The organism is Streptomyces sp. NPDC001796 (assembly GCF_042892355.1).
In the GTDB taxonomy this organism is placed as follows: Bacteria; Actinomycetota; Actinomycetes; order Streptomycetales; family Streptomycetaceae; genus Streptomyces.
In genome coordinates this window covers 90,769-117,649 of sequence record NZ_JBIAUC010000004.1, presented here as the reverse complement: position 1 = coordinate 117,649, position 26,881 = coordinate 90,769, and the positions used below count along the sequence as shown (strand labels likewise).

13 protein-coding genes, 1 tRNA gene and 2 pseudogenes are annotated in these 26,881 nt (G+C 66.1%); 10 read left to right on the top strand and 6 right to left on the bottom strand.

The genetic code is table 11. The annotated features are described in order from the left end of the window. Positions 1 to 235 precede the first annotated feature (235 nt). Both ACFYZE_RS10125 and ACFYZE_RS10120 read left to right on the top strand, forming a co-directional pair. On the top strand, positions 236 to 11,209 hold the full coding sequence (locus ACFYZE_RS10125; RefSeq protein ID WP_388990759.1) for a LamG-like jellyroll fold domain-containing protein: 10,974 nt from the start codon (positions 236 to 238) through the stop codon (positions 11,207 to 11,209). 66 nt (positions 11,210 to 11,275) lie between these two features. Beyond that, positions 11,276 to 11,776: an Imm1 family immunity protein gene (locus tag ACFYZE_RS10120; RefSeq protein ID WP_388991440.1), complete on the top strand. Its 501-nt coding sequence runs from the start codon at positions 11,276 to 11,278 to the stop codon at positions 11,774 to 11,776. Between the two features lie 230 nt (positions 11,777 to 12,006). Here ACFYZE_RS10120 and ACFYZE_RS10115 read toward each other — a convergent pair whose 3' ends face one another. Beyond that, positions 12,007 to 12,780 (bottom strand): tyrosine-type recombinase/integrase, encoded by a 774-nt coding sequence (locus tag ACFYZE_RS10115; protein WP_388990758.1) that lies wholly within the window; start codon positions 12,778 to 12,780, stop codon positions 12,007 to 12,009. Positions 12,781 to 13,225: 445 nt separating this feature from the next. Here ACFYZE_RS10115 and ACFYZE_RS10110 point away from each other — a divergent pair, with 445 nt between their 5' ends. Together ACFYZE_RS10110 and ACFYZE_RS10105 are read left to right on the top strand one after the other, a co-directional pair. Further along, positions 13,226 to 13,660 carry a DNA/RNA non-specific endonuclease gene (locus ACFYZE_RS10110; RefSeq protein ID WP_388990757.1) on the top strand — a complete coding sequence of 145 codons (435 nt, stop codon included), beginning with the start codon at positions 13,226 to 13,228 and terminating at the stop codon, positions 13,658 to 13,660. A gap of 77 nt (positions 13,661 to 13,737) precedes the next feature. Continuing rightward, the gene (locus tag ACFYZE_RS10105) at positions 13,738 to 14,259 is read left to right on the top strand and encodes a hypothetical protein (RefSeq protein WP_388990756.1); all 522 of its coding nucleotides are present in this window, start codon (positions 13,738 to 13,740) and stop codon (positions 14,257 to 14,259) included. Positions 14,260 to 14,303: 44 nt separating this feature from the next. On the opposite strand, the gene ACFYZE_RS10100 is transcribed toward ACFYZE_RS10105, so the two are convergent. Further along, positions 14,304 to 15,263 (bottom strand): IS481 family transposase, encoded by a 960-nt coding sequence (locus ACFYZE_RS10100; RefSeq protein WP_388990754.1) that lies wholly within the window; start codon positions 15,261 to 15,263, stop codon positions 14,304 to 14,306. 58 nt (positions 15,264 to 15,321) lie between these two features. Between ACFYZE_RS10100 and ACFYZE_RS10095 the strand changes: the two are divergent. Next, a pseudogene (locus tag ACFYZE_RS10095) lies at positions 15,322 to 15,534 on the top strand (site-specific integrase); the annotation flags it as partial. Between the two features lie 165 nt (positions 15,535 to 15,699). Here ACFYZE_RS10095 and ACFYZE_RS10090 read toward each other — a convergent pair. The 3 genes from ACFYZE_RS10090 to ACFYZE_RS10080 all read right to left on the bottom strand — a co-directional run bounded on the left by ACFYZE_RS10090 (position 15,700) and on the right by ACFYZE_RS10080 (position 21,099). Then, entirely contained in the window at positions 15,700 to 18,282 is a 2,583-nt protein-coding gene (locus ACFYZE_RS10090) for an NB-ARC domain-containing protein (protein WP_388990753.1), read from the bottom strand. An 834-nt stretch (positions 18,283 to 19,116) separates the two neighbouring features. Continuing rightward, positions 19,117 to 20,244: a hypothetical protein gene (locus tag ACFYZE_RS10085; protein WP_388990751.1), complete on the bottom strand. Its 1,128-nt coding sequence runs from the start codon at positions 20,242 to 20,244 to the stop codon at positions 19,117 to 19,119. A gap of 156 nt (positions 20,245 to 20,400) precedes the next feature. Then, positions 20,401 to 21,099: a hypothetical protein gene (locus ACFYZE_RS10080; protein ID WP_388990749.1), complete on the bottom strand. Its 699-nt coding sequence runs from the start codon at positions 21,097 to 21,099 to the stop codon at positions 20,401 to 20,403. Positions 21,100 to 21,347: 248 nt separating this feature from the next. On the opposite strand from ACFYZE_RS10080, the gene ACFYZE_RS10075 reads away from it, so the two are divergent. Next, a complete protein-coding gene (locus tag ACFYZE_RS10075; RefSeq protein ID WP_388990747.1) occupies positions 21,348 to 21,749 on the top strand; it encodes a hypothetical protein in 402 nt (133 codons plus the stop codon). A 210-nt stretch (positions 21,750 to 21,959) separates the two neighbouring features. Here the strand turns inward: ACFYZE_RS10075 and ACFYZE_RS10070 are convergent. Further along, a tRNA-Arg gene (locus ACFYZE_RS10070) sits at positions 21,960 to 22,031 on the bottom strand. A gap of 109 nt (positions 22,032 to 22,140) precedes the next feature. Here ACFYZE_RS10070 and ACFYZE_RS10065 point away from each other — a divergent pair. The 4 genes and pseudogenes from ACFYZE_RS10065 to ACFYZE_RS10050 form a co-directional block, all read left to right on the top strand. After that, positions 22,141 to 22,575 (top strand): annotated as a pseudogene (locus ACFYZE_RS10065) (response regulator); the annotation flags it as partial. A gap of 449 nt (positions 22,576 to 23,024) precedes the next feature. Continuing rightward, positions 23,025 to 24,023, top strand: coding sequence for an ArgS-related anticodon-binding protein NrtL (nrtL, locus tag ACFYZE_RS10060; RefSeq protein ID WP_388990746.1), 999 nt, complete (start codon positions 23,025 to 23,027; stop codon positions 24,021 to 24,023). Positions 24,024 to 24,039: 16 nt separating this feature from the next. Further along, complete coding sequence (lysA, locus tag ACFYZE_RS10055; protein WP_388990744.1) at positions 24,040 to 25,431, top strand: diaminopimelate decarboxylase; 1,392 nt, start codon at positions 24,040 to 24,042, stop codon at positions 25,429 to 25,431. A 160-nt stretch (positions 25,432 to 25,591) separates the two neighbouring features. Then, complete coding sequence (locus tag ACFYZE_RS10050; protein ID WP_388991439.1) at positions 25,592 to 26,881, top strand: homoserine dehydrogenase; 1,290 nt, start codon at positions 25,592 to 25,594, stop codon at positions 26,879 to 26,881.

Genomic DNA, 26,881 nt, shown 5'->3' with positions numbered 1-26,881 from the left:
GGCTGGCTCGCCCCTTATCTAAAGTTTACTCAGATGATCTAGCTGCTTGGTGATCATTCCTGCCAGGGTTGGCTCGTTTCTGCGCCTATCTTGTGCGGAGTTGGTGACCATGCGTCGTCGTTCCTTGTACCGCTCGCGTCGGCGGTTTGTCTTGCCCCGACGCTTGCGGCGCGCTGTGGCAGTTGTGACGCTGGTCGGCTTCGCACTGATGCTGACGACGCAGGATGCGATGGCGATGGGAGCGAGTCTCCCGTCGCTGTCGATGCCCACCCTGAGTGGATTCGTCGACTGGCTGACGGCGGGTCCGTCAGGTTGGGGCAATGTGCCGCGGCAGGCCTCGGGCACGGCGGCGGGCCACGGTCACTACGCCTCCGCTTCGGCCACCGAGGCCCACCGTGGGGCGGGGCACCGGCCGGGCAAGGGCAAGGGGGAACTGCCCGCCTATGCGCCCTACGCCCGCCACCCGGGTCGAGGCCTGAGTCACACGGTGACCGGGTTCTCGGCCAAGACGAGCCGCCGTATCGCCGCCAAGTCCTCGGCAACATCGGACTACTTCGCGAACGCCGACGGTTCGGTCACCCGGAAGATCACCCAGCGACCGATCAACTACCGGGATGCATCAGGTGCTTGGCAGGCCATCGACACCGGTGTGCAGAAGGAGGCATCGGACGGGCGCTGGCATGAAAAGGCCAACTCCCTGTCGGTCGACTTCGCTTCGTCGGCGAACGACAAGGTTCTGACCTCCTTCGCGGTGGACGGCAGCCACTCGCTGTCCTACAGCCTGCAGGGTGCGGCCAAGGTTGCCGGAACGGCTTCGCACGCGAAGGTCACCTATCCGGGCGTGCTGCCGGAGACCGACCTGTCGCTGGCTCCGCTGGCGACCGGGGTGAAGGAGTGGATCGTTCTCCACTCCGCGCAGGCGGCCGGCACCTGGACCTTCCCGCTCGCGCTCAAGGGCCTGACGCCGGTCCAGAAGAAGGACGGCTCCATCGCGCTGGCCGACGCCTCCGGCAAGACGGTGGCGGAGATCCCGCATGCCTACGCCTACGACTCCAAGGTCGACCCCCGCTCCGGGGATCCGGCCACCACGCACGCCGTGACCTACCGACTGGTGCACACCGGCGGGCGGTGGGCGCTGAAGGTGACCTTGGACGCCGCGTGGCTGCACAACCCGGCCCGTGTCTTCCCGGTCACCGTGGACCCCGAGGTTCAAGACGGCTGGACGACGACGTATGCAGAGTCGGGTTCGGGCAACGGCGGGGACCACTCCTATGAGGAGTTCCTGAAGATCGGCTCGTACGACTCGGGGACGACCAAGGCCAACAGCTTCGTCAACCACTGGTACACCAGCTGGGACGGCTCCGGCGTCACGGTGACGGCCGCTTCGCTGAACCTGTTCGACACGTGGGCGTCGACCTGTACCGTGGAGCGTTTCGATGTCGCGCAGATCACGCAGTCGTGGACGCCGAGTTCGGTGACGGCCTACCCCGGTCCTTCCTACGGGGCGTCGATCGGTAATGCCACCCCGACGGTTTCCCACGCCTGTGCGAACACCTCGTCGGACCCGACTGTCGGTGACTGGGTGAACGTGCCGCTGTCCACCTCCGCGATCCAGGGCTGGATGAACGGCACGACGGCCGACTACGGCCTGGCGGTGTACGCGTCCACCGCGGACAACCTGCACTGGAAGAAGTTCGGCTCCTTCATGGACCCGAGAAACGGCCCGTGGCTGGACGTGACCTACACCGGCAACTCCGGTCCGCAGCTGTACCAGCAGTACCCGAACAACAACGCGGTCGCCTACACCACCACCCCGGAGCTGACCGCCTGGGCGGCCGGGGCGAACTCGACGGGCAGCAGCAGCACCCTCAAGTACGACTTCACGGTCTACGACAACACCAACACCAAGCTCGCCGACTCGGGCCTGATATCCACCGGGGACTGGACCGTCCCTGCGGGCACGCTGACCTGGGGGCAGACCTACTACTGGCGGGTGCAGGCCTACGACGCCTCGATCTGGTCGCCCGCGCTGCCGCTGTCGGCGCTGAACATCCAGGTTCCGCAGCCGTTGATCACTTCCGGGCTGTCGCAGAACAGCAGTGAGCACGGCTTCGATCCGGCGATCGGGAACTACACCACCTCCGACATCGATGCGAGCGTGTCCAACTCGGGCCCCGCCCTGGATGTGGACCGCGACTACAACTCACGTGACCCTCGATGGACGGGCGCGTTCGGCGCGGGCTGGTCGAGCGTGTTCGACGCTCAGGCGAGCGAGCAGTACAACGCCGCCGGCTCCGTTACCGGGGTCACGGTCACCTATCCGGATGGCTCCCAGGTCGGCTTCGGCAAGAACGGCGACGGCTCGTTCTCGCCGCCGTCAGGCCGCTGGGCCACGTTCAAGTCCATCACGGGCGGCTATACGCTGACCGACAAGAACGACACCGTCTACACGTTCACCCAGCCGCTGGGTTCCGGGGCCTATGGGATCTATTCGATCACCGACGCAAACGGCCGGGCCCTGACCTTCACCTGGTCCGGCGGCCACGTCAGCCAGATGGCCTCCGCGGTCTCCGGCCGGTCCCTGCATCTGACGTGGTCCACCCCTACGGGTGCGAACGCGGCGCATGTGGCCAGCGTGTACACCGACCCGGTCTCCGGCACGGACCAGAACACCGACCTGACCTGGACCTACGGCTACTCCGGCGACCAACTGACGTCGGTGTGCGCGCCGACCGACGGCACGAAGTGCACGACCTACGCCTACGGCTCCGGCTCGCAGTACCAGAACGCCTCCTTGGACCTGGCCCCGTACACCCTGTGGCCGATGTCCGAGGCTTCGGGCACCACTGCCAAGGACGCGGTGCTGGCCAACGAGGGCACGACGAATGCCACCTACAACAACGTCACGCTGGGCCAGCCGGGCCCGTTGACCGGGGGGTCCGCGACGGCGGCGGGCTTCAACGGCACTTCCTCGGACATGGTGCTGCCGAACAACCTGGGCAACAACACCAGTTCCGGTGCGCTGTCGTTGTGGTTCAAGACCTCGGCCGGTCCTGGGGTGCTCTACTCCTACGCTTCGACGCCCGTCTCCGCGGGCAGTGCCACCGGGTATTACACCCCTTCTATATATGTGGGCTCGGACGGCAAGCTGAATGCCGAGTTCTGGTACAGCGGTGGCGCCGCGCCCATCGTCAGCTCGTCGGCGGTGACGGACGGCAAGTGGCATCACGTGGTGCTGTCGGCGGCGGGCAACTCCCAGTCGCTGTTCCTGGACAACACCAAGGTCGGCACCCTGTCCGGCACGGTCTCCATTCAGAGTGGGGTGGCGTTCGGCGCCAATCAGCCGTTCAACTACATAGGCGTCGGCTTCCTCGGCGGCGGCTGGCCGGACGAGCCGAACTACAGCACCACCAGCAAGACCGGCTACGCCACTTACTTCAACGGTTCCATCGCTGATGTCGCCTGGTACAACCGGCCGCTGGTCGCCGCCGACGTCAACGCCCTGTACCGGTACGGCACGCACGCGGCAAGCCTGCTGACCACGATCACCCGGCCCTCCGGCAACAAGTTCGCGCAGGTGGCCTACGACCCGGCCACCACCACTGTCACTCAGCTCACGGATGAGAACGGCGGGGTGTGGAAGCTCGCCGCCCCGTCCGTGACCGGCTCCTCGCAGACCTACCGCGGCGCGGTCCTCGGCGGGGCCCCGGCCGGGTACTGGCGGCTCGGGGACGCCGCCGGATCCAGCGCCGCAGCGGACGAGGTCCGCGGCGGCACCGCCACCTACAACGCGGTCACCCTCGGCGCGGCCGGCCCGTTCAGCGACCAGAGTGCCGCCTCGTTCAACGGCACCTCCTCCTACCTGCAGCTGCCTGCTTCCACCGCCACGGTGACCACGGGGCCGAACTCGGTGGAGATGTGGTTCAAGATGCCGTCCGGCAACACCGCCGGCGGTGTGCTCTTCGACGAAGAGCAGTGTGCGATCACCAACAACCCTGTCGGATGCGGTGGTTACAACCCGGCGCTGTATGTCGGGACCGACGGCAAGCTGTACGGCAAGTTCTGGGACAGCCACGGAACCAGCAACCAGATCGTCACCTCCGCCAAGGTGAACGACGGACAGTGGCACCACGTCATCCTCGCCGCGTCCACCAATGCCCAGGTCCTGTACCTCGACGGCAACCAGGCCGGAACCACATCCGGCACCCTGTCGGCGACCGGCCAGGGATACACCTACATCGGCGCGGGCGCCGCGGGCGGCAACTGGACCAACCACCCGACCAACACTCTGGGCTACTTCCCCGGCTCCATCGCCGAGGCGGCCTTCTACCGGTCGCAGTTGACGGCGCAGGACGCCCAGGCGCACTTCGCCGCCGGAAAGAACTCCACCGGTCTCCTCCCGGTCTCCACGGTCACCGTCACCGACCCGGGCAACGCGACCCTCACGTACCGCTACGACGTCACCAACGGCTACCGGAAGCTGTCCGAGACCGACGGGCTGGGCAACACCACCAGCTACGGGTACGACACCTCCGGTTTCGAGCACACCGTCACCAACCCGAACGGAGCGACCACCACCACCGGGCACGACGTGCGTGGCAACACGGTGTCGACGACCACCTGCCAGAACCAGGCCGCCAACACCTGCTCCACGGAGTACTTCAGCTACTACCCCGATGACACCACGGCGCAGCTGACGACTGCCGATCCGCGTAACGACCTGCTGCTGACGCGGCGGGACGGCCGTTCCAGCTCGGCCACCGACAACACCTACCTGACCAGTTACGGCTACGACTCCAAGGGCAACCAGACCACGGAGACCACGCCCGCGGTGGCGGGCTTCCCCTCCGGGCGGACCACGACCACCACCTACAGCGACGGCACCTCCACCTACCCGGCAGCAGACTCCGGCAACGTCCCGGCCGGCCTGCCCGTGAAGACGGTGAGCCCGGGCGGCGCGGTCAACACCATCGCCTACCTCCACAACGGCGACGTCGCCTCCACCACGGATGCCGACGGCCTGGTCACCCAGTACACCTACGACGGCATCGGCCGGGTGCTGACCAAGACCGTCGTCTCGGACACCTATCCGTCGGGCCTGAAGACCTCCTACGTCTACGACGGTGCGGGCAAGGTCACGCAGGAGACCGAGCCGACCCTGACCGACCGTGTCACCGGTGCCCAGCACACCCCGGTCACCAGCACGACCTACGACGCGGACGGCAACGTCACCTCCCAGACGGTGTCGGACGCCACGGGCGGAGACGCCTCGCGCACCATCTCCTCCACCTACAACCAGTACGACCAGGTCGCCACCGAGAAGGACGCCAACGCCAACGCCAACGCGACCAACGGCGCGACGACCACCTACTCCTACGACGCCTACGGCAACAGGACCCAGGAGACCCATCAGGACGGCACCACCACCGCCTACTCCTACGACGCCGAGGGGCACCTGCTCACCCAGACCCTGAAGGGGTACACCGGCGACCCGGTCAACCCCGCAACGGCAAAGGACCTGGTGGAGTCCTCCCGTGCGTATGACCCGGCGGGGCGTCTGGCGTCGATCACCGACGCGATGGGCAACACCACCTCGTACACCTACCTGGACGACGGGTTGGTCGCGACCATCACCAAGAAGGACTCGTCCGGACAGAACCCGTTCGTGGTGGTGTCGAACCAGTACGACGCGGCCGGGAACCTCACCCAACGCACCACCAACAACGGCGCGACGGTCACCCAGTACCAGGTGGATGCGGCATCCCGCACCACCTCGACCACGCTGGACCCGAGCGGTGTGAACCGGGTCACCCAGGTCTCCTACACTCCCGACGACCTGGCAGCCACCACCAACGAGCACGACTCCTCGGGGGCCGAACGCGTCACGACCGCCACCTACGACCCGATGGGCCATGTCACCTCGCGGACGGTCTACGGTGACGCCTCCGGGCACCCTTCCGGCTGGTGGAAGCTCGACCAGACCTCGGGCACCACGGTGGCCGACGCCTCCGGCACCGGCAACACCGCCTCGGCCACGGGCGTGACCTGGGGCAACAGCGCGGCGACCTTCAGCGGCAGCACGGGGCAGCAGATCGCGACCAACGGTCCGGTGGTCAGCACCACCGGGTCCTACACGGTGTCCGCGTGGGTGAACATGTCGTCGCTGCCCACTCACAACGCCGCCATCGTGGCCCAGACGGGCACGCAGAACAGCGCGTTCATGCTCCAGTACAACTACGCGCACACCAATGCGCCGCTGTGGGGCCTGGTCGACACCAGCACCGACACCGCCAACCCGGCTGGCTTCCCGGCCGCCTACTCGACCTCCGCACCGACCACCGGTAGTTGGACGCACCTGGTAGGCGTGTACAACGTCAGCACCGGCGCGATGCAGCTCTACGTCAACGGCGCGCTCGCCGGGACGGGCACCAACACCAGCCCGTGGAACGCCGGCGGTCCGCTCACGATCGGCGCCGACAAGTACAACGGCGCCGCGGCGGACCTGTTGCCCGGATCCGTCTCAAACGTGCAGGTGTACCCGCGGGCCCTGTCCGCGTCCGAGGTCGGCACGCTGTACGGCAACGGCCGCAGCGGCGGCACCGTCGGCTCGTCCAACCAGCAGACCACCACGTGGACGTACGACAAGCGCGGTCTGCCGACCTCGATGACCGACCCGAACACCAACACCACCAACTACTCCTACGACGAGGCCGGAAACCTCGCCGTGACCACGGCGCCCGCGATCTCGGTGGAAACCGGCGGCGGCACCCCGGTCACCGAGCACCCGATCACCACCAGCGGCTTCAACACCTTCGGTGAGGCCGTCGAAGAGACCGACCCGAACAAGAAGGAGACCGTCACCGCCTACGACGCCAACGGCAACAAGGTCTCCGAAACCCAACCCGACTACACGCCGCCCGGCTCTCAGACACCGATCACGGCGACCAGTACCTGGGCGTACGACAGCGACGGAAACGTCACCTCCGAAACCCAGCCGGACGGCGAGTCGGTCCAGTACCTGTACGACCAGTTGGGTGACGTCGCCCAGGTCACCGACCCGAACGGCGCCAAGACCCACACCACGTACGACACCAACGGCGATCCGCTGTCGGTGACGGACGGCACCGGCGCGCAGACCCAGGCCACCTACGACTGGCTTGGCCGCAAGATCACCGAGACCACACTGGAGCGCTTCCCGTCCTCGCAGACGCTGACCTCCACGCTGTCGTACGCGGCCGGCAGCACCAACCCGGGCGGCGCGTTCCTGGCCAGCCGGACCTCGCCGGAAGGCCGGGTCACCTCTTACGGCTACGACAACATCGGCGAGCCGACCGCGCTCACCGACGGCGCCGGAAACACCACCCGGTTCAGCTACGACTTCGCGGGCCGCAAGCAGAAGACGACCCTGCCGGACGGCACGTACAGCACCACCGACTACAACGCCTCCGACCTGCCCACGGCTGCCAAGCAGTACGACGCCTCGGGCACGCTGCTGGCGCAGACCTCGCAGGGTTACGACGGCAACGGCAACGTCACCTCGGCCACGGACGCCAACGGCCACACATCGACGTTCACCTATGACGCCACGGGGATGGTGACGCAGGAGGTCCAGCCGGTCGACGCCAGCACCTCCATCACCACTTCGTTCGGCTACGACGCCGCAGGCCACCGCACCCGCTTCACCGACGGACGCGGCAACAACTGGATCACCAACTACAACTCCTACGGCCTGCCGGAGAGCGTGGTCGCCCCGACGACCGCCACCTACACCTCGGCGGCCGACTCCACCACCACGTACAGCTACAACGGCGACGGCCAGTTGGTGCACGTGGTCCAGCCCGGCAACGTGTCGTACGACATCGGCTACGACAAACTCGGCAACGTCACCCAGCAGTCCGGTGCAGGGGCGGAAGCGGCCACCGCCACCCGCAACTTCACCTACGACGCCGACAGCCGGGTCCTGACCGCCGCCACCGCGGCGGCAGGTACCTCCGGGCAGCCCGGCTACCAGGCGGCCACCAGCGAATCCTTCAGCTACAACGACCGCGGAGAACTACTCACCGCGTCCGGTACCGCAGGCTCCAGCTCGTTCGCCTACGGCAACGACGGCCTGATGTCCTCCCGCACCGACGCCGCGGGAACGACCTCCTACACCTACGACAACGCCGGCCGGCTGGCCACCCTGAACGACCCGGCCACCGGCACCAACCTCGCCTACACCTACAACTCCCTGTCACAGCCGGCCACCGTCCAGTACGGCAGCAGCGGTCAGCTCCGGACGTTCACCTACAACAGCGCCCATGAACTGACCGGCGACTCCCTCAAGCAGGGCACCACCACGCTGGCCTCCATCAGCTACGGGTACGACCTCAACGGCAACCTCACGTCGAAGAACACCACCGGGGTGGCGGGAGCGTCCAACAACACCTACACCTACGACTGGGCCGACCGCCTGACCTCGTGGAACAACGGCACGTCGACGACCACGTACGCGTATGACGCTTCAGGCAACCGCACCCGGGTCGGCTCGAACGTCTACACCTATGACGCCCGCGACCAGCTGACCTCCGACGGCACCAACTCCTACAGCTACACCGCGCGCGGCACGCTGAGTCAGCAGACCGGTCCGTCGGGAACGCAGTCCTTCACCTCGGACGCCTACGGCCAGCAGATCACGGCCGACACCCAGACCTATGGTCTGGACGCGTTCGGCCGTGTCATGACCGACACCACGGCGGGCGGCGGGCCGGCCCGCAGCCTGCAGTACTCCGGTGCTGACAACAAGGTCGCGAGCGACGGCTCCTACGCCTACACCTACGACCCGACCGGCGGCCTGATCGGCATCAACTACGCCGGTGCCGCCGACACCTCCACCGGCCGGCTGGCCATGACCGACCAGCACGACGACGTGGTGGCCACCTTCGCCGCCGGAGCGAGCGCACTGGCCGGTTCGACGACGTACGACCCGCTGGGCAACACCACCGCCAGCAGCAACACCTTCGGCCAGCTCGGTTACCAGTCCGGCTGGACCGACTCGAACACGGGCAAGGTCAACATGGCCGCCCGCTGGTACAACCCGGCGACCGGGCAGTTCATGAACAAGGACACCATGTCCTTGAACCCGCTCCCCAACTCAGCCGCCGCCAACCCGTTCGCCTATGTCGACGGCAACCCGCTGACCCGCACGGACCCGAGCGGACACGGCTGGTTCGACGACTTGACCAGCTCCGTCTCCGACGCCTGGGACTCCGCCTCCAGTTGGGCGTCCAGCAGTTGGGACTCCGCGTCCAGCTGGGCCTCCAGCAGCTGGGACACGGCCTCGTCGTGGGCCAGCGACGCCTGGGACTACACCTACCACGCAGCCGCCACGGTCGTTCACAGGGTGGTCCACACCGTCCGCCGCGCCGCCCGATACGTCTACCACCACGTACGCGACGCCTACCGCTGGACCGTACACCGGGCACGGCGCATCTACCGGTGGGCCGCACGTCACGTCAGGCACTACTACCGAGCAGCCGTCCACTACGCGCGAACCGCCTACCATGCGGTCGCCCGTGTGGCCAGAAGAGCCATCCACGTCGCGGCCCATGCGGCGAGATGGGCCTACCACGCCACCGTGCACGCGGTGAAGACCGCAGCGAAGTTCGTCAAACACCACGCCGCCGCCATCACCTCGTTCGTCGCCTCCACCGCGGTCTTCATGGGCTGTGAAGCGGTGACGGCGGGCATCGGCACCATCGGCTGCGCCGCACTGTCGGGAGCGGTGGGCGGCCTGGTCGAACAAGGCTTCAAGTGCGCCCAAGGCGGTGGGTCCGCCTGCAGCCTCGGCGCGTTCGGCGGAGCCGCCCTGGCCGGCGGTATCGGCGGCGCCCTGGGCGGAGCCCTCGGTGCGGTGGGCGGCAAGGTCATGGCGAAGGTCATGCCCAAGGCGCTGGACGCGGTGGGGGGACTGTTCGGCAGAGGAGCGTCCGAAGCGGCCGACGCGGCGGCGGGGGATGCCACGGATGCCGCGGCAAGCCGCGCGGCATCCGACTCGGCCGGCTCCAGCACGGAGGAGGCCGGCGCCGGGCGCCCGAGCGCGGGCGAGGAGGAGCCCACGGGGTGCCCGGTCCAGCACAGCTTCACCGGAGCCACTCGAGTGCTGATGGCCGGCGGCACGACCAAGGCGATCGACCAGGTCAAGGTCGGCGACGTGATCGCCAACTCGGTACCGGGCGCGAAGGGAGTGGAGGCCCACAAGGTCACCGCGGTGATCGTCACCCGCACCGACCACGACTTCGTGGACCTGACCATCAAGAAGACGACCACAGCGGGCGCGGGGAGCGCGGCGAAGGCCGGGGTGAAGGCCGCGGCGAAGTCCCTGGCCAAGAAGGCGGTCCGCAAGGCGGCCTTCGGCCTGGCGGCCTCGGCGGCGGTACTGGGCGCACTGGGGGCGGGCCACGGTCACGGCCAACAGCCGGCGACGGCACCGGTGGCGGCGGTCAGCGCGGCGGGTTCGGGCCTGCACGGCGGGACCGGCGCGGCGGAAGCGGGTGACCTGGGCGCACGTCTGACGACGACGTTCCATCACCCCTTCTACGACGAGACCCGCTCGGCGTTCGTCGACGCCCAGCACCTGACGGCCGGGGACCTGCTCCAGACCCCGACCGGCACGGCCAAGGTCACCAGTGTCCGCCTCTACCACGCGAACACCACGACCTACGACCTCACCATCGGCACCCTCCACACGTACTATGTGGAGGCCGGGACCACGCCCGTCCTCGTACACAACTGCACGTCGGTAGGAGACATCGCCGACGGCCTCCCGGTTCGGGGCCCGAAGGACAAAACGGTTGGACAGGTTATAAAGTTTGGTGACGATGGAGTTTCGAAGGTTGGGGCACCCTTCCAGAGTGGGCATACGTCGGCCTCCGAAGATATCGACGAGTTCCTGAGCAACTCGCCTCATATCGAGAACCCGCCGAGTGGAATGCATCCATCTGTGAGTCACGTCGAGACGAAGCTGGCATGGAACATGCGAAATGCCGGCATTAAATCAGCGGACGTTGTCATAAACCATGCCGATGGTCCGTGTAGCGGCACACTAGCGTGTGAATCGGCCGTCAAGGCCATCCTCCCTAGAGGTTCGACTTTGAATGTGTGGTTCAGGGATACGGCTGGGGTCATGCAAAAAGTTCCGCTGGGCGGCCTCGCAGACCCTCTGGAGTGAGTGGTAGCAGTGATACTGAGTGCCTTCTTCAATGGCAATTGGGTCTATGGTGAGACCCGGGAAGAGATGGCCTGCATAATTTCGAGCGTCATGGAGAACCTTCGTGGAGAGGGGGGAGAGGGGCGGAGTTATACCCCGGGAAGTGATGCATGGTTTTCCATGGCGAGCGAGCGGCACAGCAATGAACATCGAGCGGCAGATAACCATCTGCGCGTGGCAGTCAACAGGCGGACGGGATATGGAGGTCTCATCTGGTTTGTCGACGGCGACAGTTGCAAGGTGGGTGAGGTATATGAATCCGTTTGGATTTCCGATAATCCCCGCCCGCCCTCTGTTGACCCGCGCGTTGTGGCAGACCCGGGCTACCCGCTTTTCCATGATCCAGCCAGCGCGATTCCACTTGATCGAGTGCGCGCCGCGCTCGAAGAGTTCTGCTTTTCGGGCAGTGGAGACCGCCCTAGCTGCATTGACTGGGTGCCGGGGGAAGCGAATGGTCAGCGGCTTGATAGGGATCCTGTAGTGGACTTCGTAGAAGACCCGGTGATTGACTGGGGTAGCCTTGCGTAGTCAAGTGACTGCCTCGAACGCGGATTCAGTCGTTGCATTCCCGGACCGGTGACGGGGAACGGCTAGCGGAAATTTCGTAGCCATTGAAACGAGGCCCTCCCGAATTTCTCGGGAGGGCCTCATGCCGTTTGACGGCAACGCTGACGGCAACGCTGACGGCAACGCGAGCGGACGCCTGGAGACCCACCCGCGTTTCGTGGTGGGGACTCCGGCGTCTCTGCGTGGTGAGGTCAGTTGGGTGGGACGGTGGCCATAGGCGGTTCTTCGGGGTCGTCGCCGTCTCGGAGGACGTCGGTGAGTTGGTTGATGGTGACGAGTTGGACGCCCTGTTCCAGGAGCAGTGTGGCGCAGGTGTGAGGGAGGTCGTGGAAGCGGACTCGTCGGATGGCTGCCTGTTCGAGTAGTCCGGTGAACCGCCGGGCGATGTCGCTGGGGTCGAGGGGTGTGCCGACACAGGTGGCGAAGATCAGGCCGTTTTTCCGCCATCCGGCCCCTGCGGTGGTGCGTTGACGCTCCTGCTCCTGGCGGTGTTGTTCGAGGGCGGCCAGGCAGGTGGCGGGCAGGGCGATGCGTCGTTCGGCGGCGCGGGTTTTGGTGGGGAAGAGGGTGAGTCCTCCGGCGGGGTTGTGCTGGAGGCTGCGGCGGATGTTGAGGGTGCCGGCGGCCGGGTCGAGGTCGGCCCAGGTGAGTCCGAGCAGTTCGCCGCGTCGCAGTCCGGCTCTCAGGGCCAGTTCCCACAGAGCCCGGAGTTTGTCCTGCCGGGCCGCTTTGAGGAAGCGGCGTGCTTCGTCGGCGGTGAGCGGTTCGAAGCGTCGGTGGCGGGGCGGGTTGAGTTTGACGTTGCGGGCGACGTTGCGGGGCAGTTCTTCCTCCCGGACGGCGTGTTCAAGGCGCCGCGCATCCGCGCGGCGCGGCGCCCGCCCGGCCTGCGCGCCGCCGCTCCTGCCTCCGTCCCGCTCCGGCCTGCAGCCCGCGTGGGCGCCGCAGCCAGCAACGCACGCCAACCCGAGAAAAGCAGTGGGGCTCTGCCCCACACCCCGGCCCTCTCTCGGAGGGGGAGGAGGCCGGCGGTCGTGTGCGGGTGAGTCGCAGCGCGGGAATGAATGGCTGCCGCGGGCGCGGCTCCCTCCCCGGCCGGGCCCCGGAGGCGTACCAGGAACCCCCAGGGGCCGCCAAGGCCGAGCGCAAGCGTCACGACGTGAGCCTTGGCGGCCCCTGGCGAACCCTGGTCCGGCGAAGCTGCCCGACCGAGGAGGGACCCACCCGCTCCGGCCGGTCGTGTGCCGGTAGACCGGCTCGGCAACCCGCACAACAGGCACGGCCGTTGACGGCAACGGTGACGGCAACCGGGACGCACTCCAGCGCACATCTGCGGACGCCGACGGACCGTTGATTCCTCCCTCCCTGCGAAAACGCAGGCAGGAACGGCCTGCCTTCCACACGTACTATGTGGAGGCTGGCGACACACCGGTTCTGGTCCACAACTGCGATGTCTACGAGCATGGCAATGCTGTCCGCTATCACGCCTTGGACGATGACGGCAGAGCCACTGGGGTCTCTGCGACAATCACGAAATCCATGCTGCATAAGGGGACGCCGGCGAACAAGGCAATCGACCCTTCGGGTTGGAGCGGCAACGGGAGCCTCTACAACGAGGCGCGGGGTCACTTGCTCGCAGACAAGCTGGGCGGTAGCGGAGATCTGGAGGAAAACCTCGTCACTCTCACTCAGGACCCCATCAATACTCCCATCATGAGGGATGAGGTGGAAAAGCAAGTGGCCGATGCAGTCGGCGCTGGTGAGACGATCCAATACAACGTCAGGGCGATCTATGACCGAGCCGGTGACGTTGCCCCTATCAGGTTGGAAATCAGAGCTTACTGAAACGTGGGTTCAAACTTGAAAGAGATCTCCCCAAGCGGGCTGGAATGTTCCACATAGATGAATGACGGTAGGAAGTCATGTTCGATACGCAGAGGTTTCGGGAAGTAGTGGAACCGGCCGCGCGGTCCGCGGTCGAGATTCCGTGGAACCAGGTCGAGGCCGATCTTGGTCACGAGCTTCCATCCGACTACAAGTGGCTTGTGGAGAATTATGGTCCCGGTACCATCGATGGGTTCCTTGAAGTTCTGCAACCCGTCACCAAATTCGCGCCCATTCGACTGCAATCCCGAGTTGCTCGATCGCGGGAGATCTTGCAAACCTATGTTGACCACGGGGAAGTGATCCCGGCAGATCCGAGCGAGTTGGTTGCGGTTGCGGTGACGGATAACGGCGACACCGTGTACTGGGTGGCCAGACCACAACATGCCCCTGACAGATGGACGATCGCACTGAATGCTGCAAGGAATGACGTGTGGGAATTCTTCGATGGTGGTATTGTTCCATTCCTGACGGCGACATTGACGCGAGAAGTTACTTTTTCGTCATTCCCGAGGAACTTCCCGGAGCGCATCCCGGCCACTTTTACCGCGCATGCCTGAGTTCGCCTGAAAGATCTTCGGTTTGTGCCACTGACAAAGATCGATTACGCCTGAGTCGTGGTCTTCTGCTTGAGGCGTTCGTAGGGGGTCTGGCCGCCGAGGCCGCCGTGGGGGCGATGGTAGTTGTAGTAGTCCTCCCACTCGCGCAGCTTGTCGTTGAAGACCGCGGCGTCGTCGATGACGACGCCGTCCAGGAGCCGGTAGAACTCCTCGGCGTCGATGCGGTGGGAGCGTTCGACCTTGCCGTTCAGCCGCGGTGTGCGGGGCTTGATGTAGGTGTGGGCGATGCCTTTGTCGAGCGCGTGCCAGTGGAAGGCGGACTGGAACTCGGCGCCGTTGTCGGTCTGGATGACCTCGACCTGGAACGGCAGGCGCTGCAGCACGTAGTCGAGGAACTGGATGGCGGTGTTCTGGTTCAGCTGCGGGTAGATCCGCAGGACGCGCAGGCGGGTGCAGTCGTCGATCGCGGTGAACTGGAAGTACTTGTTGCGGCCGCCGCGTCGCCCTTGTGGCATCGAGGCGAGCGGCTCGATGAACTTCACGTCGATCTGGACGCGGTGGCCGGGCAGCTGCTTCTCGTACCGCTTCCATCTGCGGTCGTGGCGCTTGTAGCGTTGCGAGGCCGGCAGGCGGCCCATGTCCAGGCGGTTCAGGATGCGCCAGACACCCGACTTGCTGATGGTGACGTCGTGGTACCGCTTGAGGTACATGGCGATCTTCTCGGGGCCGAAGTGGTAGTTCTGCCGAAGGTAGATGATCTTCCCGACCACCTCAACGTGGGTCGCGTTCGGAGAGGTCTTCGGCGCCTTGGACCGGGTGCGCAGGCCCTCGACGCCCTCGGCCTGGTAACGGCGGTACCAGGTGTAGTACGCCTGCCGGCTGATCCCGAAGTACCGGCAGGACATCGCGACGTTCCCGGTGACCTCTTCGACGTGGCGTATGACGGCCAGGCGCCGCTTGGCCTCACGGTCAAGCGGCGGGGTGGCGGGAGTGGACTTCGGCATGTGGATCTCCGTAGTGATCGGAGACCCAGGTGTCAACGATGATCGTCAGTTTTAGACGGCTGTCGCGGTCTCGCCGCTCGCGAGTAGGCCGTACGACCTTCGGCACTCGGCGCTGTCGACGTGGCTCAACGCCGGAGTCGATCCCACCGAAGTGGCTGAACGCGCTGGCAACAGCGTCGAGGTCTTGCTGACCCGGTATGCGAAGTGCCTCGGCGGTCGGCAGGACGTCGCCAACCGTCGCATCGAGGACCTGCTTCGCGAGTACGAGTAAGAGCCTGGACCAGGATCGGGGCCCCAGGTACGCGGCCTGGGGTCCTCCTCGCGCTTCGCGCCCTATCGCCTCTGTACGCCGCATCTGTGGCGGAGGCGAGCGGCAATGTGAAGGAGCTTCAGGCCAGCGGACGTTGGTTACCGTGGTGCTGGCCAGTGTCGGGACCTAAGTTGGGTCGGAACTGTTGGCCGCGAGGCGCCGCTTTAGCCGCAGACAGTGCTCGTTAGTCGATTCTCTATGCAGACCTTCGGTAACCCAACGATCAGCAGACGCTGTGTCCTGGTCGTCGTACATGCACAGCCAGGCGAGGCGAGATAGATCTGTCGCGTCACCTTCGGTATGCCGCGCTTCGAGGAGTTCGCGCAGCCTCCGTACGATGTGACGCCGCTCGTCGGCGTCGAGGACAAGCTCCTTTCGGTGTAGCAGTCCGATGAGTCGGGAGGCGGCGGAACTTAGGTCGTGAAACGGCGGCTCGGTGAGTTCTGCGAGCCGCAGGCGGGCATTCATCTCCGCCAAAGGCTCCTCTGTGGCCCGGTATAGCGTGATGAGCAGCCCCCACCCGTACTGGTCCTCAGGGTAGTTCTCTAGATAGCGATTAACGGCTCGGATCGCTGCAGCATTGTCAGACATCTGATTGCGCTGAAATTCCGCCAAAGTCAACCAAGCGCGAGGGTAGCCCGTAGCCATGTATTCAATGACGGACAGTTCCTGACTGATGTCTTTCCCAAGCTCCATCTGCCTTGCGGCGAATCTGGCTAGTCTTTCGATGCGCGAAGCAAGGCCATGAGCTGCATCAGTTGTGGGTCCGAATTCCTGAATGAGTTTGAGGTCTGAGTTGACAACTATCCGCATGGGACTAGTTACAAGTTTCTTCTTACCGAACAGTGAAGCTGCCAGCGGAACGGAGAGAAACTCTTCCCCAGTCGCCCCCTGGGAGGACATCACTTCGACCAGAGAACGCTGTTCCAGCTCAGCTATCGCTCCGTCTACATTGAGGCGATCGTTCTCAGGACGCAGCAGTACAGCCTCAAGACCGAGACGGGGAACCAGCGAACGCCAGCCACAGAGCGTAAGAAACACTCTCTGGGCCGCGGAAGAAAGCGAAGCAAAGGACCGCTCGAAGAGCGCGTCGAGCATAGCATCCTTGGCTGCGACGACTCTCTTCACTGTGACCTTGCGGCCCGCCTCAGCGATCTCGCCTAGTAGCACCTTGGTGATATAGGGGTGACCGTCCGACTCGCGGAACAATGACTCCTCGTACTCTGGGTCGAGAAGAGAAGCGATGCCCAATTTGCCAGCGACGGTTCGTACGAGTTCTGAGTACTCTCCACGACGCATACCCCCAACTTCGATTGGATAGTCTGCTTTGAACTCGCGCGTCCGTGTCGTAATTAGCACCTTGTTGGGAAGCCGCACCGCATTGCTGACAAACTGATAAAGTTCGGCCTGCTCTCGCACGGTCTCGAAATTGTCGAAGACGAAAATGAAGGGACCCTCATCGGCGCTACCGGAAAGGCAGTCGGCGAGATATTTGCGAGATTCCTTCGATTTACGAGCCGAGGGATGGGCCATGAGTTGTGAGAAGTCCAGCGCGATGTCGTCCGTTGACAGTACATCAGGTCGTACGACCTTGGGCCCTTCGGGGAGGAGATCGATATCCCTAGCGCTGAACCACACAATTCCGAAGAATTCGTCCATTCTGGCTACTTTGTGTAGCACTTCCAGGGCGAGCGACGTCTTTCCCACGCCGCCCCGTCCCTGGAGCGTAATGACCGGATACCGGTCGTCACATAGACGGTCTGTCAGCTGCTGCTCAAGTTCGGCACGCTGCACGTAGTGCTCGGGGAGGGGAGGCATGTTGCTGAAAAGGTTGCCGACATATGCCATGTCCGGCTGTGCCGCGGTCTCGCTGCGTGGTTGCGCCTCGACGGGTAGAAGATATGGAGTCCCGTCTCCGGAACGCCGCTCGTCGCTGATGTAGGAGAGCGTCTCGTACTTACCGTTCCGGAAGTTCCCGTTGGGCAAGAAGAAGTCCGTGAGGTCTGGATCTGTAAAAAGCAGCTCACAGGCCCGTGGGCCTCCTAGATCCACGTAGGTGCCGTCGGGCAGAGAGTGCTCGCTCTCGCGCGCGAGGTAGGCGAAGCCTTGGTGACCGTTACCGAAGGGACTGACGCGATACTTTCCTGACAGGTTGCGCTTCAGATGGACCCAGGAGCGACTGAAGGCCGGCGCGTTGTTGATTACCTCGCTGAGCGACTCTGCCAGTTGAGGGCAGATGACGGAGAGCGCTGCGCCGCGGGGGGCGCCATGACCACGAGTTCGGTTCCTCAGCCAACTGAAGTCATGCGCCCATCTGCGGAAGCTCACCTTCTTGCCGGACATGTCCTCGTAGTTTGAGTCCAAGCAGGTGCAGACTCTGTTAAGTGCGTCGACTGCCTTACGCTGCCAACTATCGCTGTCTGGGCCAAAAGCGATGGTGATTGCCCGCTGCGAATCCCGGCCGGCGGGAACAAAGTGCTGGCTGGCTGGGCCGGAGGCGAGCTGGTCGAGTAGCTCGGCCCATCTACCGATGCTGTCAGCTCTGACTAGCTCTGAGATGGCTGCGTATCGGTGCTGCTCTCGGTCCGCCTGAAGTGCAGCAAGGAGTTCCACGGCCTGCACCTTGATGAGCATCTCGCCGAGGTAGAGGAGATCGAAAAAGTAGGCCGTGTCTGATTCCTCCCGAGCGAGACCGGCTCGCTCGAGCATACGATTAACGGGAAGAAATGTACTTTTCGTCATAGATCCCCCTGTTTCCCTCGCGCCCTTAGCCTGGCAGGACGTTGACACCCCTGCCGTGCCCTCACACCCTGCTGCACCCGCATCGTAGGCGCCTATTCGGTACGGGCCTGCCAGGATTGCGGTGCGGCGTCACGTCTCTCTGCTCACGGGATGAGCTCCGAACACTGCCTGGCTGGACGCCCGCTGTGGCTGCGAGTCGTCTCACTGGCTGGCTTCTTGCCGAGGAGTCGCAAGCTCCCCTCAAGAAGTGTCTTGCTCCGGCGATTGTGCCGGACCGTCTTGGTCAAGTCACTCTGTCCGTTCCCAAGTTGCCCTGGTTGCCAAGCGCGCTGACAGCGGCGTTGAGGCCCCGCTGACCCGGTACGCGAAGTGCATCGTCGGACGGCAGGATGCCGCCAACCGCCGCATCGAGGACCCGGCACCCGCTCTTCACGCGCCGACCTCAGTCCGGGCCGGACCTCGTCCTCGTGCCCAACCGAGCCGGCGAGCATGAGCGGCGCCTGGTCCCAGAGGGGCTGCGGCTGTACGACCTGGACTATAGGTTCGTTGCCACCTGGTGGCCGCACAGTCGTGGCGCTTGCGCAGCTATCCCTTGCAGTGTTGGCAGGCCGTGAGCCCCTGCTTCTTGGCCTCGTCCTCGGGCATCGACTCCCTACCCGCGTACGTGTCCTGCTTTCCGTTCAGCGACGGACAGTCAAGGTCAGTGTGGTATGCAGAGCGGTAAACCCCGATACGTACATAGACATCGCTCATACGGCTTCCTCAGTTGCTAGTGCAGGGTCGGTAGACGCGGCTCTTTACTCAGGCAGAGGCTCCGCTTTGTCCGCCGAACGGTGATGAGATGCGTGCAATCCGTGTGGGGCCGTCGGCTGCATCGTTGCAGTTCCCGGATTTCGAGGCGTCTGCCGCATATCCGTACGCGGTTGCCACGGCCGCGTTCTCTTGGTCGATATCACGGTTTGCCTCATTCACGTCTTCGGAGGCTGCCGACGCGGCCCCGGAACCAGCGCGCTGGACATCACTTGGTGACGGGTTGCTTCCATCGCCTGCATAACTCGGTTCGATCTTCAGTAGCGCCTGAAGATCACTGGCGAGTGTGGTGGCATCGTCGTGCAGTGTGGACAGGTCGGTGGTGATGCCCTGCAGGCTTCCTGAGAAGCTGGAGGCATCGCCAGAGATACCAGAGGCGTCTCCGCTGACGCCTGAAGCATCGCCGCACACGCTGCTGTTGTCCGTGCCGTTGCTTGCCTCTGTAAGCACGTTCTGCTCATCGGTGTGCTCGCTGGTGAGGTCGTTTTCCGTGCTGGTGACGTCATCACCCAAGTTAGTCAAGTCGCGGCGCAGACTGGACTCATCGGCGCTGATGGCCTGATAGTCCTTGGTCACCTGCTGCACCGCGCCGGTCTGGCTCTCGGAGAGGTTTTCCTGAGCATTTGCTTGGCTGACCGATTGCCTCAGCCTGGCGAGAGTTGCGTTGTACTCGCCGTCGGAGGCTCGGTGATAGGTGTACGGCCGGATGCTGCCATCACGGGTGACGACGTTTATGGTCAGTGTGTCAGTCGACAAGACGCCGCGGGCGGTGTTTCCCATATCTGACAGCGTGACCGTGGAGCCGTTGAGCTGCCCGTCGAAGTTGCTTCTACTGATGGACACTTGCTCGTTCGGCACGCTGCCCGTGACGGTGGCATCCAGCCCAGTGCCTTGAAGTGTGCCAGTCGCGTCCGACTGCCACTGGAGGTAGTCGACTTCGCCACCGTCTGCATAGAGGTAGCCGACTGTGCCGGGTACGGTCGCGGGCGTTGACGCGATGCCCCCGGCGGCAACGTTCACGGGGTTGCTGCCCCTATGCGAGCCGCTGCCGCAACCGGCGAGCGTGCAGGCAAGGAGAACGTGCAGCGAAGCTATCGCTGCACGCCGTGCAGGTTTCATGGGCGAAGCGTGCCGGACATGTGACGGTCTGTAAAGATGCTTCAGGGGTCAACTTACGCCCTCCGAGGTGATTGCCGGGGCTGCGGTGAGTGCAGTGGGGACTGGTGCACAGCACTGGCGGTTGGCGGACTGCCGTACTGCGCCGCCTACAGCAGCTCAGGGCCTGAACAGCCAGCGTTCGATCTCGTCGATTCCGATGCGGCGCCCGAGTCGCCAGCTCTCCTCGTGAGCCCAGCGGTTCAGGAGCGCGCAGTACCGGACGTAGGTGGTGGTGGGCCATCCCTCCTCACCGAGTGAGTCCCACTTGCAGGTGTTCCTGAGCGTGGCGGCAACTTGGGAGTCGAGGATCGCGCACGGGTGGTCGAGAGCGCCGCCGCCGGCGAAATACAGGACCTTGGTCAAGAACGCCGGGCCCAGGTACGCGATGGCGTTGCCACCTTTTGGACGCAGAGCTTCGTACGCCTGCTCCGGATCCTCGCGGGCCGCCCGCAGACCCCTGCGTAGAGCCGCCATGGCTGAGGGCCGGTTATCCGCCACAGCTCGGATGCGCTCGCGGTTTAGGCGGAGTCTCTTGCCGCTGCCCCAGGCGAGGACTCGCCACAGAAAGCGCAGCAGCTCCTCCTCGGAGCCCGCCTTAAGTCTGGCCGCGTCCGTGAACAAGTCTCCGCGACTGAGCTGCGTGACGTGTGGTCCAGTCACGGGCGCACCAGGCAGGCGTGCGGTGGCTATCTCGGTGTTCCACCAGTCGGTGGTGATGGAGATGGTGTGACCGTCGATCCGCTCCGACCGCGGCTCGGCAAGAGCGTCACGGCACGCGAGTGGCAACTGCAGGCGAGACAAGTCGGTGGGTGCCATGACCCCATCCTGCACCGCGGGAAGACTGGGGGATGGCGACTCCGGTGCTCACGCTTGCCGATACTGACGCCCGGGCCAGGCGGCGGCACAGTACGCGCCAGGCTTGGAACCAGGCCTGAGCCGGCGCATCCCGATGGAGTGCCGGCCGTTCCCACTGGAGCCATGGGTGGCCCCGCAGGACTTAGTGTCCGTCTCCGGCATATTGTTCCGTCGCCTTCTTCCCTTACCCCCTCCGCAGAGGAGCGCCGGTGCGCAGGGTTGGTTGCATCGCCCTCGGTTTGGTCTTGATAGCCGAGGCCATCTGGCTGTTTGTTCTGCTCGCCGGCATCACTGTTATCGCTGTGACCTTCCCTCGCGAACCTGGCCGCCCCGGCCCTACATGGACGACCTATGTCTCCTTCGCCCTCGCTCTGTTCTGGGTCGGCGCATGCCTTTGGGGCGCTTTCCGGGCCTTCGCCCTCCACCGGCCGACCGCCACCTGGTCCCGGGGCTTCCTTTTCCTCACCCTCGGCCACCTCGCCGTCACTGTCCTGACCGCAACCGACGGCTTTCCGCTCGTGGCCCTCGGCGAACTCGCGTGCGTGCCTCTTGTGCTCCTGGCTGCCCGGCCCTCCCGCTTCTGCGCCTCGACGCCTACCAGCATCCAGTAGTTCGAGAACACCAGGGCGCTATGCACCGACCGTCCAGCGACGTCGTGGCTTTCTGGGGATCACCTGCGGTAACGCCGCAAGATCCCGTCCACGCCTCGTCCACAGACCCCGACATACGGCCGCTTCAGGCGGCATACGCCTGCACATACACGAAGACCCCGACCGCAACGTTTCCGCTGGTGACGGGGTCTCTGGGCACCTCATACAGGGTGCCCCCGGCAGGATTCGAACCTGCGCACACGGCTCCGGAGGCCGTTGCTCTATCCCCTGAGCTACGGGGGCGTGTCCTGCGCTGTTGCGCTGACGGGTAGAACCCTACCAGCTCCTTCGCGGTGGTCATGAACGGTTTCCCGGGGGCTCCGTCGCCGCGGCTCGCCCGGACGGGGTGGAAGTGGGGAAAACCCGGACGCGGCCCCCTGGGGCGACCTACTCTCGAGTTGTGCCAGGCGCGTCCGGCCGGGTGCTTGTTGTGGACGACAACAAGGTCATCCGGCAGCTGATCAGGGTCAACCTCGAGCTGGAGGGTCTTGAGGTCGTGACCGCCGCCGACGGTGCCGAGTGTCTGGACGTCGTGCATCAGGTGCGGCCCGATGTCGTCACCCTGGACGTCGTCATGCCCCGGCTCGACGGGTTGCGAACGGCTGCGCGGCTTCGTGCCGATCCCCGGACCCGGAAGCTGCCCCTCGCCATCATCAGCGCCTGTTCGCAGTCGGAGGTCGAGAGCGGCCTCGATGTCGGCGTCGACGCCTTTCTCGCCAAGCCCTTCGAGCCGTCCGAACTCGTCCGGCTCGTGAAGGACTTGATCGAGCGCGGTCCTCAGGTCGGCCGAGAGAACCAGGAGTACCAGAAGTACCAGCAGCAGCAGCCTCACCAGCACCAGATCGGTCGACAGCAGCCGATCAGTGGGATCCAGGAGATCGGCGGAGTTCAGCAGGCCGGGGCGTATGTCGAAGACGGTGGGGAGCTGCTCGATGGCGCTCCCGAATCAAGTGCGGCCGGGGCCGCCGATCGCGTCGAGCCCGCCGGCCACGCACCCCACGCCGGGCAGCCGGGCGGTTGAGGCAACCCCTCCCGCACGTCGCACCGGGCAACCAGGCGGTCCGGGGGTGGCGGCAACCCAACGCTCCGCCTGCGAGGCCGCCTCACGGGCGGCGGCCGGCAGGCGTTCCCGCTCCAGCCCGACTGACCCCCCGCCCCACCAGCCCCGTCCACATCCCGGACCCCACCCGAAACCAACTCGCCTACCCACCCCCCTCCTCCCCTACCCTTGTCCCCGTGACCCCCGTCGAGCTGTCCCGCACCGTGCTGCACGCGGTGCGTCGTGCCATTGACGTGGGGGAACTCAGTGTGCCGCTGCCCGCGCGTGCGGTGGTCACTCCGCCCGGGCCCGGTGGTCGTGGGGACTACGCCACCAACATCGCCCTGCAGTTGGCCCGGCCCGCCGGACGTCCGGCCCTTCAGGTCGCCGAGATTCTCCGGCCCCACCTCCGTGACACCGTCGGCGTCGCCGATGTCGAGATCACCGGGCCCGGATTCCTCAACATCCACCTCGATCAGGGCACCGCCACCGCCGCGCTCGTCCGCGAGATCCTCGACCACGGTGACCCTCCCGAGAACGACTACGGGCACGGTCAGGCCCTCGACGGTCACCTCGTCCCCCTCCGCATCCCCTACGACATCCGCGCCGAAGTCGTGGCCGACACCCTCGTGCGGATCATCGCCACCCAGGGCGGACGCGCCGAGATCGATCACGCGCGTCCCGGTGAACCCGTCGATCTCCGGCCCGTCCCCGCGCCCGAGGACCCCACCCCGCTCGGCCCCGACGCCGCCCGCTGGGCCCTCCTCCACCCCGCCGCCCACGACCGGCCCCGGATCACGGCCGACCATCTCCTCCAGCGCGAGAGCAACCCGCTGTTCCGCGTTCGCTACGCCCACTCCCGCGCCCGCGCCCTGGCCCGCAACGCCGCGAGGCTCGGATTCGAGGCCGCCCCCGGCGACGTGCCCGACGCGACCGCCGCCCCCCTCACCCGCGCCCTCGCCGAGTACCCCGCCGCGCTCGCCCAGGCGGCCGCCCACCGCGCGCCCGATCGGCTCGCCCGGCAGCTCGTCGCCGTCGCCGACGGACTGCTCGCCTTTCAGCACACCGTTCTCCCGCTCGGCGAGGAGAAACCCTCGGCCGCCCACCGCGCCCGGCTCGCTCTCGCCGAAGCCGCCGGGACGGTGCTGGCCGGCGGCCTGTCCCTGCTCGGCATCAGTGCACCCGATTACCTGTGAGAGAGCCAGACCAGTCATGAGTCGTTCCGCGCACCCCGCCGGGCCCCGCCACGCCGACGTCCTGCCCGAGGGCCACTACTCCGCCCCGCCCGCCGACCTCAACGCCCTCGACCCCAAGGTGTGGGCGCAGACCGTCACCCGTGACGCGCACGGTGTCGTCACTGTCGGCGGCATCGACGTCAAGACGCTCGCCGAGCGGTTCGGCACCCCCGCCTACTTCATGGACGAGGCCGACTTCCGGACCCGCGCCCTCGCGTGGCGTACCGCCTTCGGGCCGGACGCCGACGTGTTCTACGCCGGGAAGGCGTTCCTGTCCCGCGCCGTCGTGCGCTGGCTGCATGAAGAAGGGCTCAACCTCGACGTCTGTTCCGGTGGTGAGCTCGCCACCGCTCTCGCCGGCGGTATGCCCGCCGACCGCATCGCCTTCCACGGCAACAACAAGTCCGTCGAGGAGATCACCAAGGCCGTCGAAGCCGGTGTCGGGCGGATAGTCCTCGACTCCTTCCAGGAGATCGTGCGGGTCGCGCACATCGCCTCGTCCATGGGCAAGCGGCAGCGCGTCCAGATCCGCGTGACCGTCGGTGTCGAGGCGCACACCCACGAGTTCATCGCCACCGCCCACGAGGACCAGAAGTTCGGCATCCCGCTCGCCGACGGGCAGGCCGCCGAGGCCGTGCGCCGCGCCCTTCAGCTCGACGGGCTCGAACTCGTCGGGATTCACTCCCACATCGGGTCGCAGATCTTCGACATGTCCGGGTTCGAGGTCGCCGCCCACCGGGTTGTGGGTCTTCTCAAGGACATCCGGGACGAGCACGGTGTCGAGCTGCCCGAGATCGACCTCGGCGGTGGCCTCGGCATCGCCTACACCAGCGACGACGACCCCCGCGAGCCCCACGAGATCGCCAAGGCCCTGACCGAGATCGTTTCGCGTGAGTGTGAGGGCGCCCGCCTCCGCACGCCCCGTATCTCCGTCGAGCCGGGCCGTGCCATCGTCGGGCCGACCGCCTTCACCCTCTACGAGGTCGGCACCATCAAGCCGCTTCCGGGGCTGCGTACGTACGTCTCCGTCGACGGCGGCATGTCCGACAACATCCGCACCGCGCTCTACGACGCCGAGTACAGCGTCTGCCTCGCCTCGCGCACCTCGGACGCGGAGCCGATGCTGGTCCGCATCGTCGGCAAGCACTGCGAGAGCGGGGACATCGTGGTGCGGGACGCCTTCCTGCCCGCCGATCTCGCGCCCGGTGATCTGATCGCCGTACCCGCCACCGGCGCCTACTGCCGCTCCATGGCCAGCAACTACAACCACGCGCTCCGCCCGCCCGTCGTCACCGTGGCCGACGGAGACGCCCGGGTCATCGTCCGCCGTGAGACGGAGGACGACCTGCTGCGTCTCGACGTCGGGTGAGCCACCGACAGGCAGAGGGCGGCGGACCGGAAGATCTTCCGGTCTGCCGCCGCCGACAAAATGAAATAAACGTCTCACGATCCGGACCAAGGGCAGAAACTCCCGTCCGGTGAGTGAGACTGGTCAAACCGTAGACCGCATGAGGAAACGAGGTCGGATGATGCGTACGCGTCCGCTGAAGGTGGCGCTGCTGGGCTGTGGGGTTGTCGGCTCAGAGGTGGCGCGCATCATGACGACGCACGCCGACGACCTCGCCGCCCGGATCGGCGCGCCCGTGGAGCTCGCGGGCGTGGCCGTGCGGCGGCCCTCCAAGGTCCGGGAGGGCATCGACCCCGCCCTCGTCACCACCGACGCCACCGCCCTCGTCAAACGCGGGGACATCGACGTGGTGGTGGAGGTCATCGGCGGGATCGAGCCCGCCCGCAGCCTCATCACCACCGCCTTCGAGCACGGGGCGTCCGTCGTGTCCGCCAACAAGGCCCTCCTCGCCCAGGACGGGGCCGCCCTCCACGCGGCTGCCGAGGAGCACGGCAAGGACCTCTACTACGAGGCCGCCGTCGCCGGTGCGATCCCGTTGATCCGGCCGCTGCGCGAGTCCCTGGCCGGCGACAAGGTCAACCGGGTGCTCGGCATCGTCAACGGGACGACCAACTTCATCCTCGACAAGATGGACTCGACCGGCGCCGGGTACCAGGAGGCCCTCGACGAGGCCACCGCTCTGGGGTACGCGGAGGCCGACCCCACCGCCGACGTCGAGGGGTTCGACGCGGCCGCCAAGGCCGCCATCCTCGCCGGGATCGCCTTCCACACGCGCGTGCGTCTCGACGACGTCTACCGCGAGGGCATGACCGAGGTCACCGCCGCCGACTTCCGCTCGGCGAAGGAGATGGGCTGCACGATCAAGCTGCTCGCCATCTGTGAGCGGGCCGCCGACGGGGGCTCGGTCACCGCGCGCGTGCACCCCGCCATGATTCCGCTGACCCACCCGCTCGCCTCCGTGCGCGGCGCGTACAACGCCGTGTTCGTGGAGTCCGACGCCGCCGGTCAGCTGATGTTCTACGGGCCCGGTGCGGGTGGTGCGCCGACCGCCTCCGCTGTCCTCGGTGACCTCGTCGCCGTCTGCCGCAACCGGCTCAGCGGGGCCACCGGGCCAGGGGAGTCCGCTTACGCCGCCCTGCCCGTGTCGCCCATGGGCGACGTCGTCACGCGCTACCACATCAGCCTCGACGTCGCCGACAAACCGGGCGTTCTCGCCCAGGTCGCCACCGTCTTCGCCGAGCACGACGTCTCGATCGATACGGTTCGTCAACAGGGGAAGGACGGCGAGGCGTCCCTCGTCGTCGTCACCCACCGAGCGTCCGACGCCTCGCTCAGCGGGACCGTCGAGGCGCTGCGCAAGCTCGACACCGTGCGGGGTGTCGCCAGCATCATGCGGGTTGAAGGAGAGTAA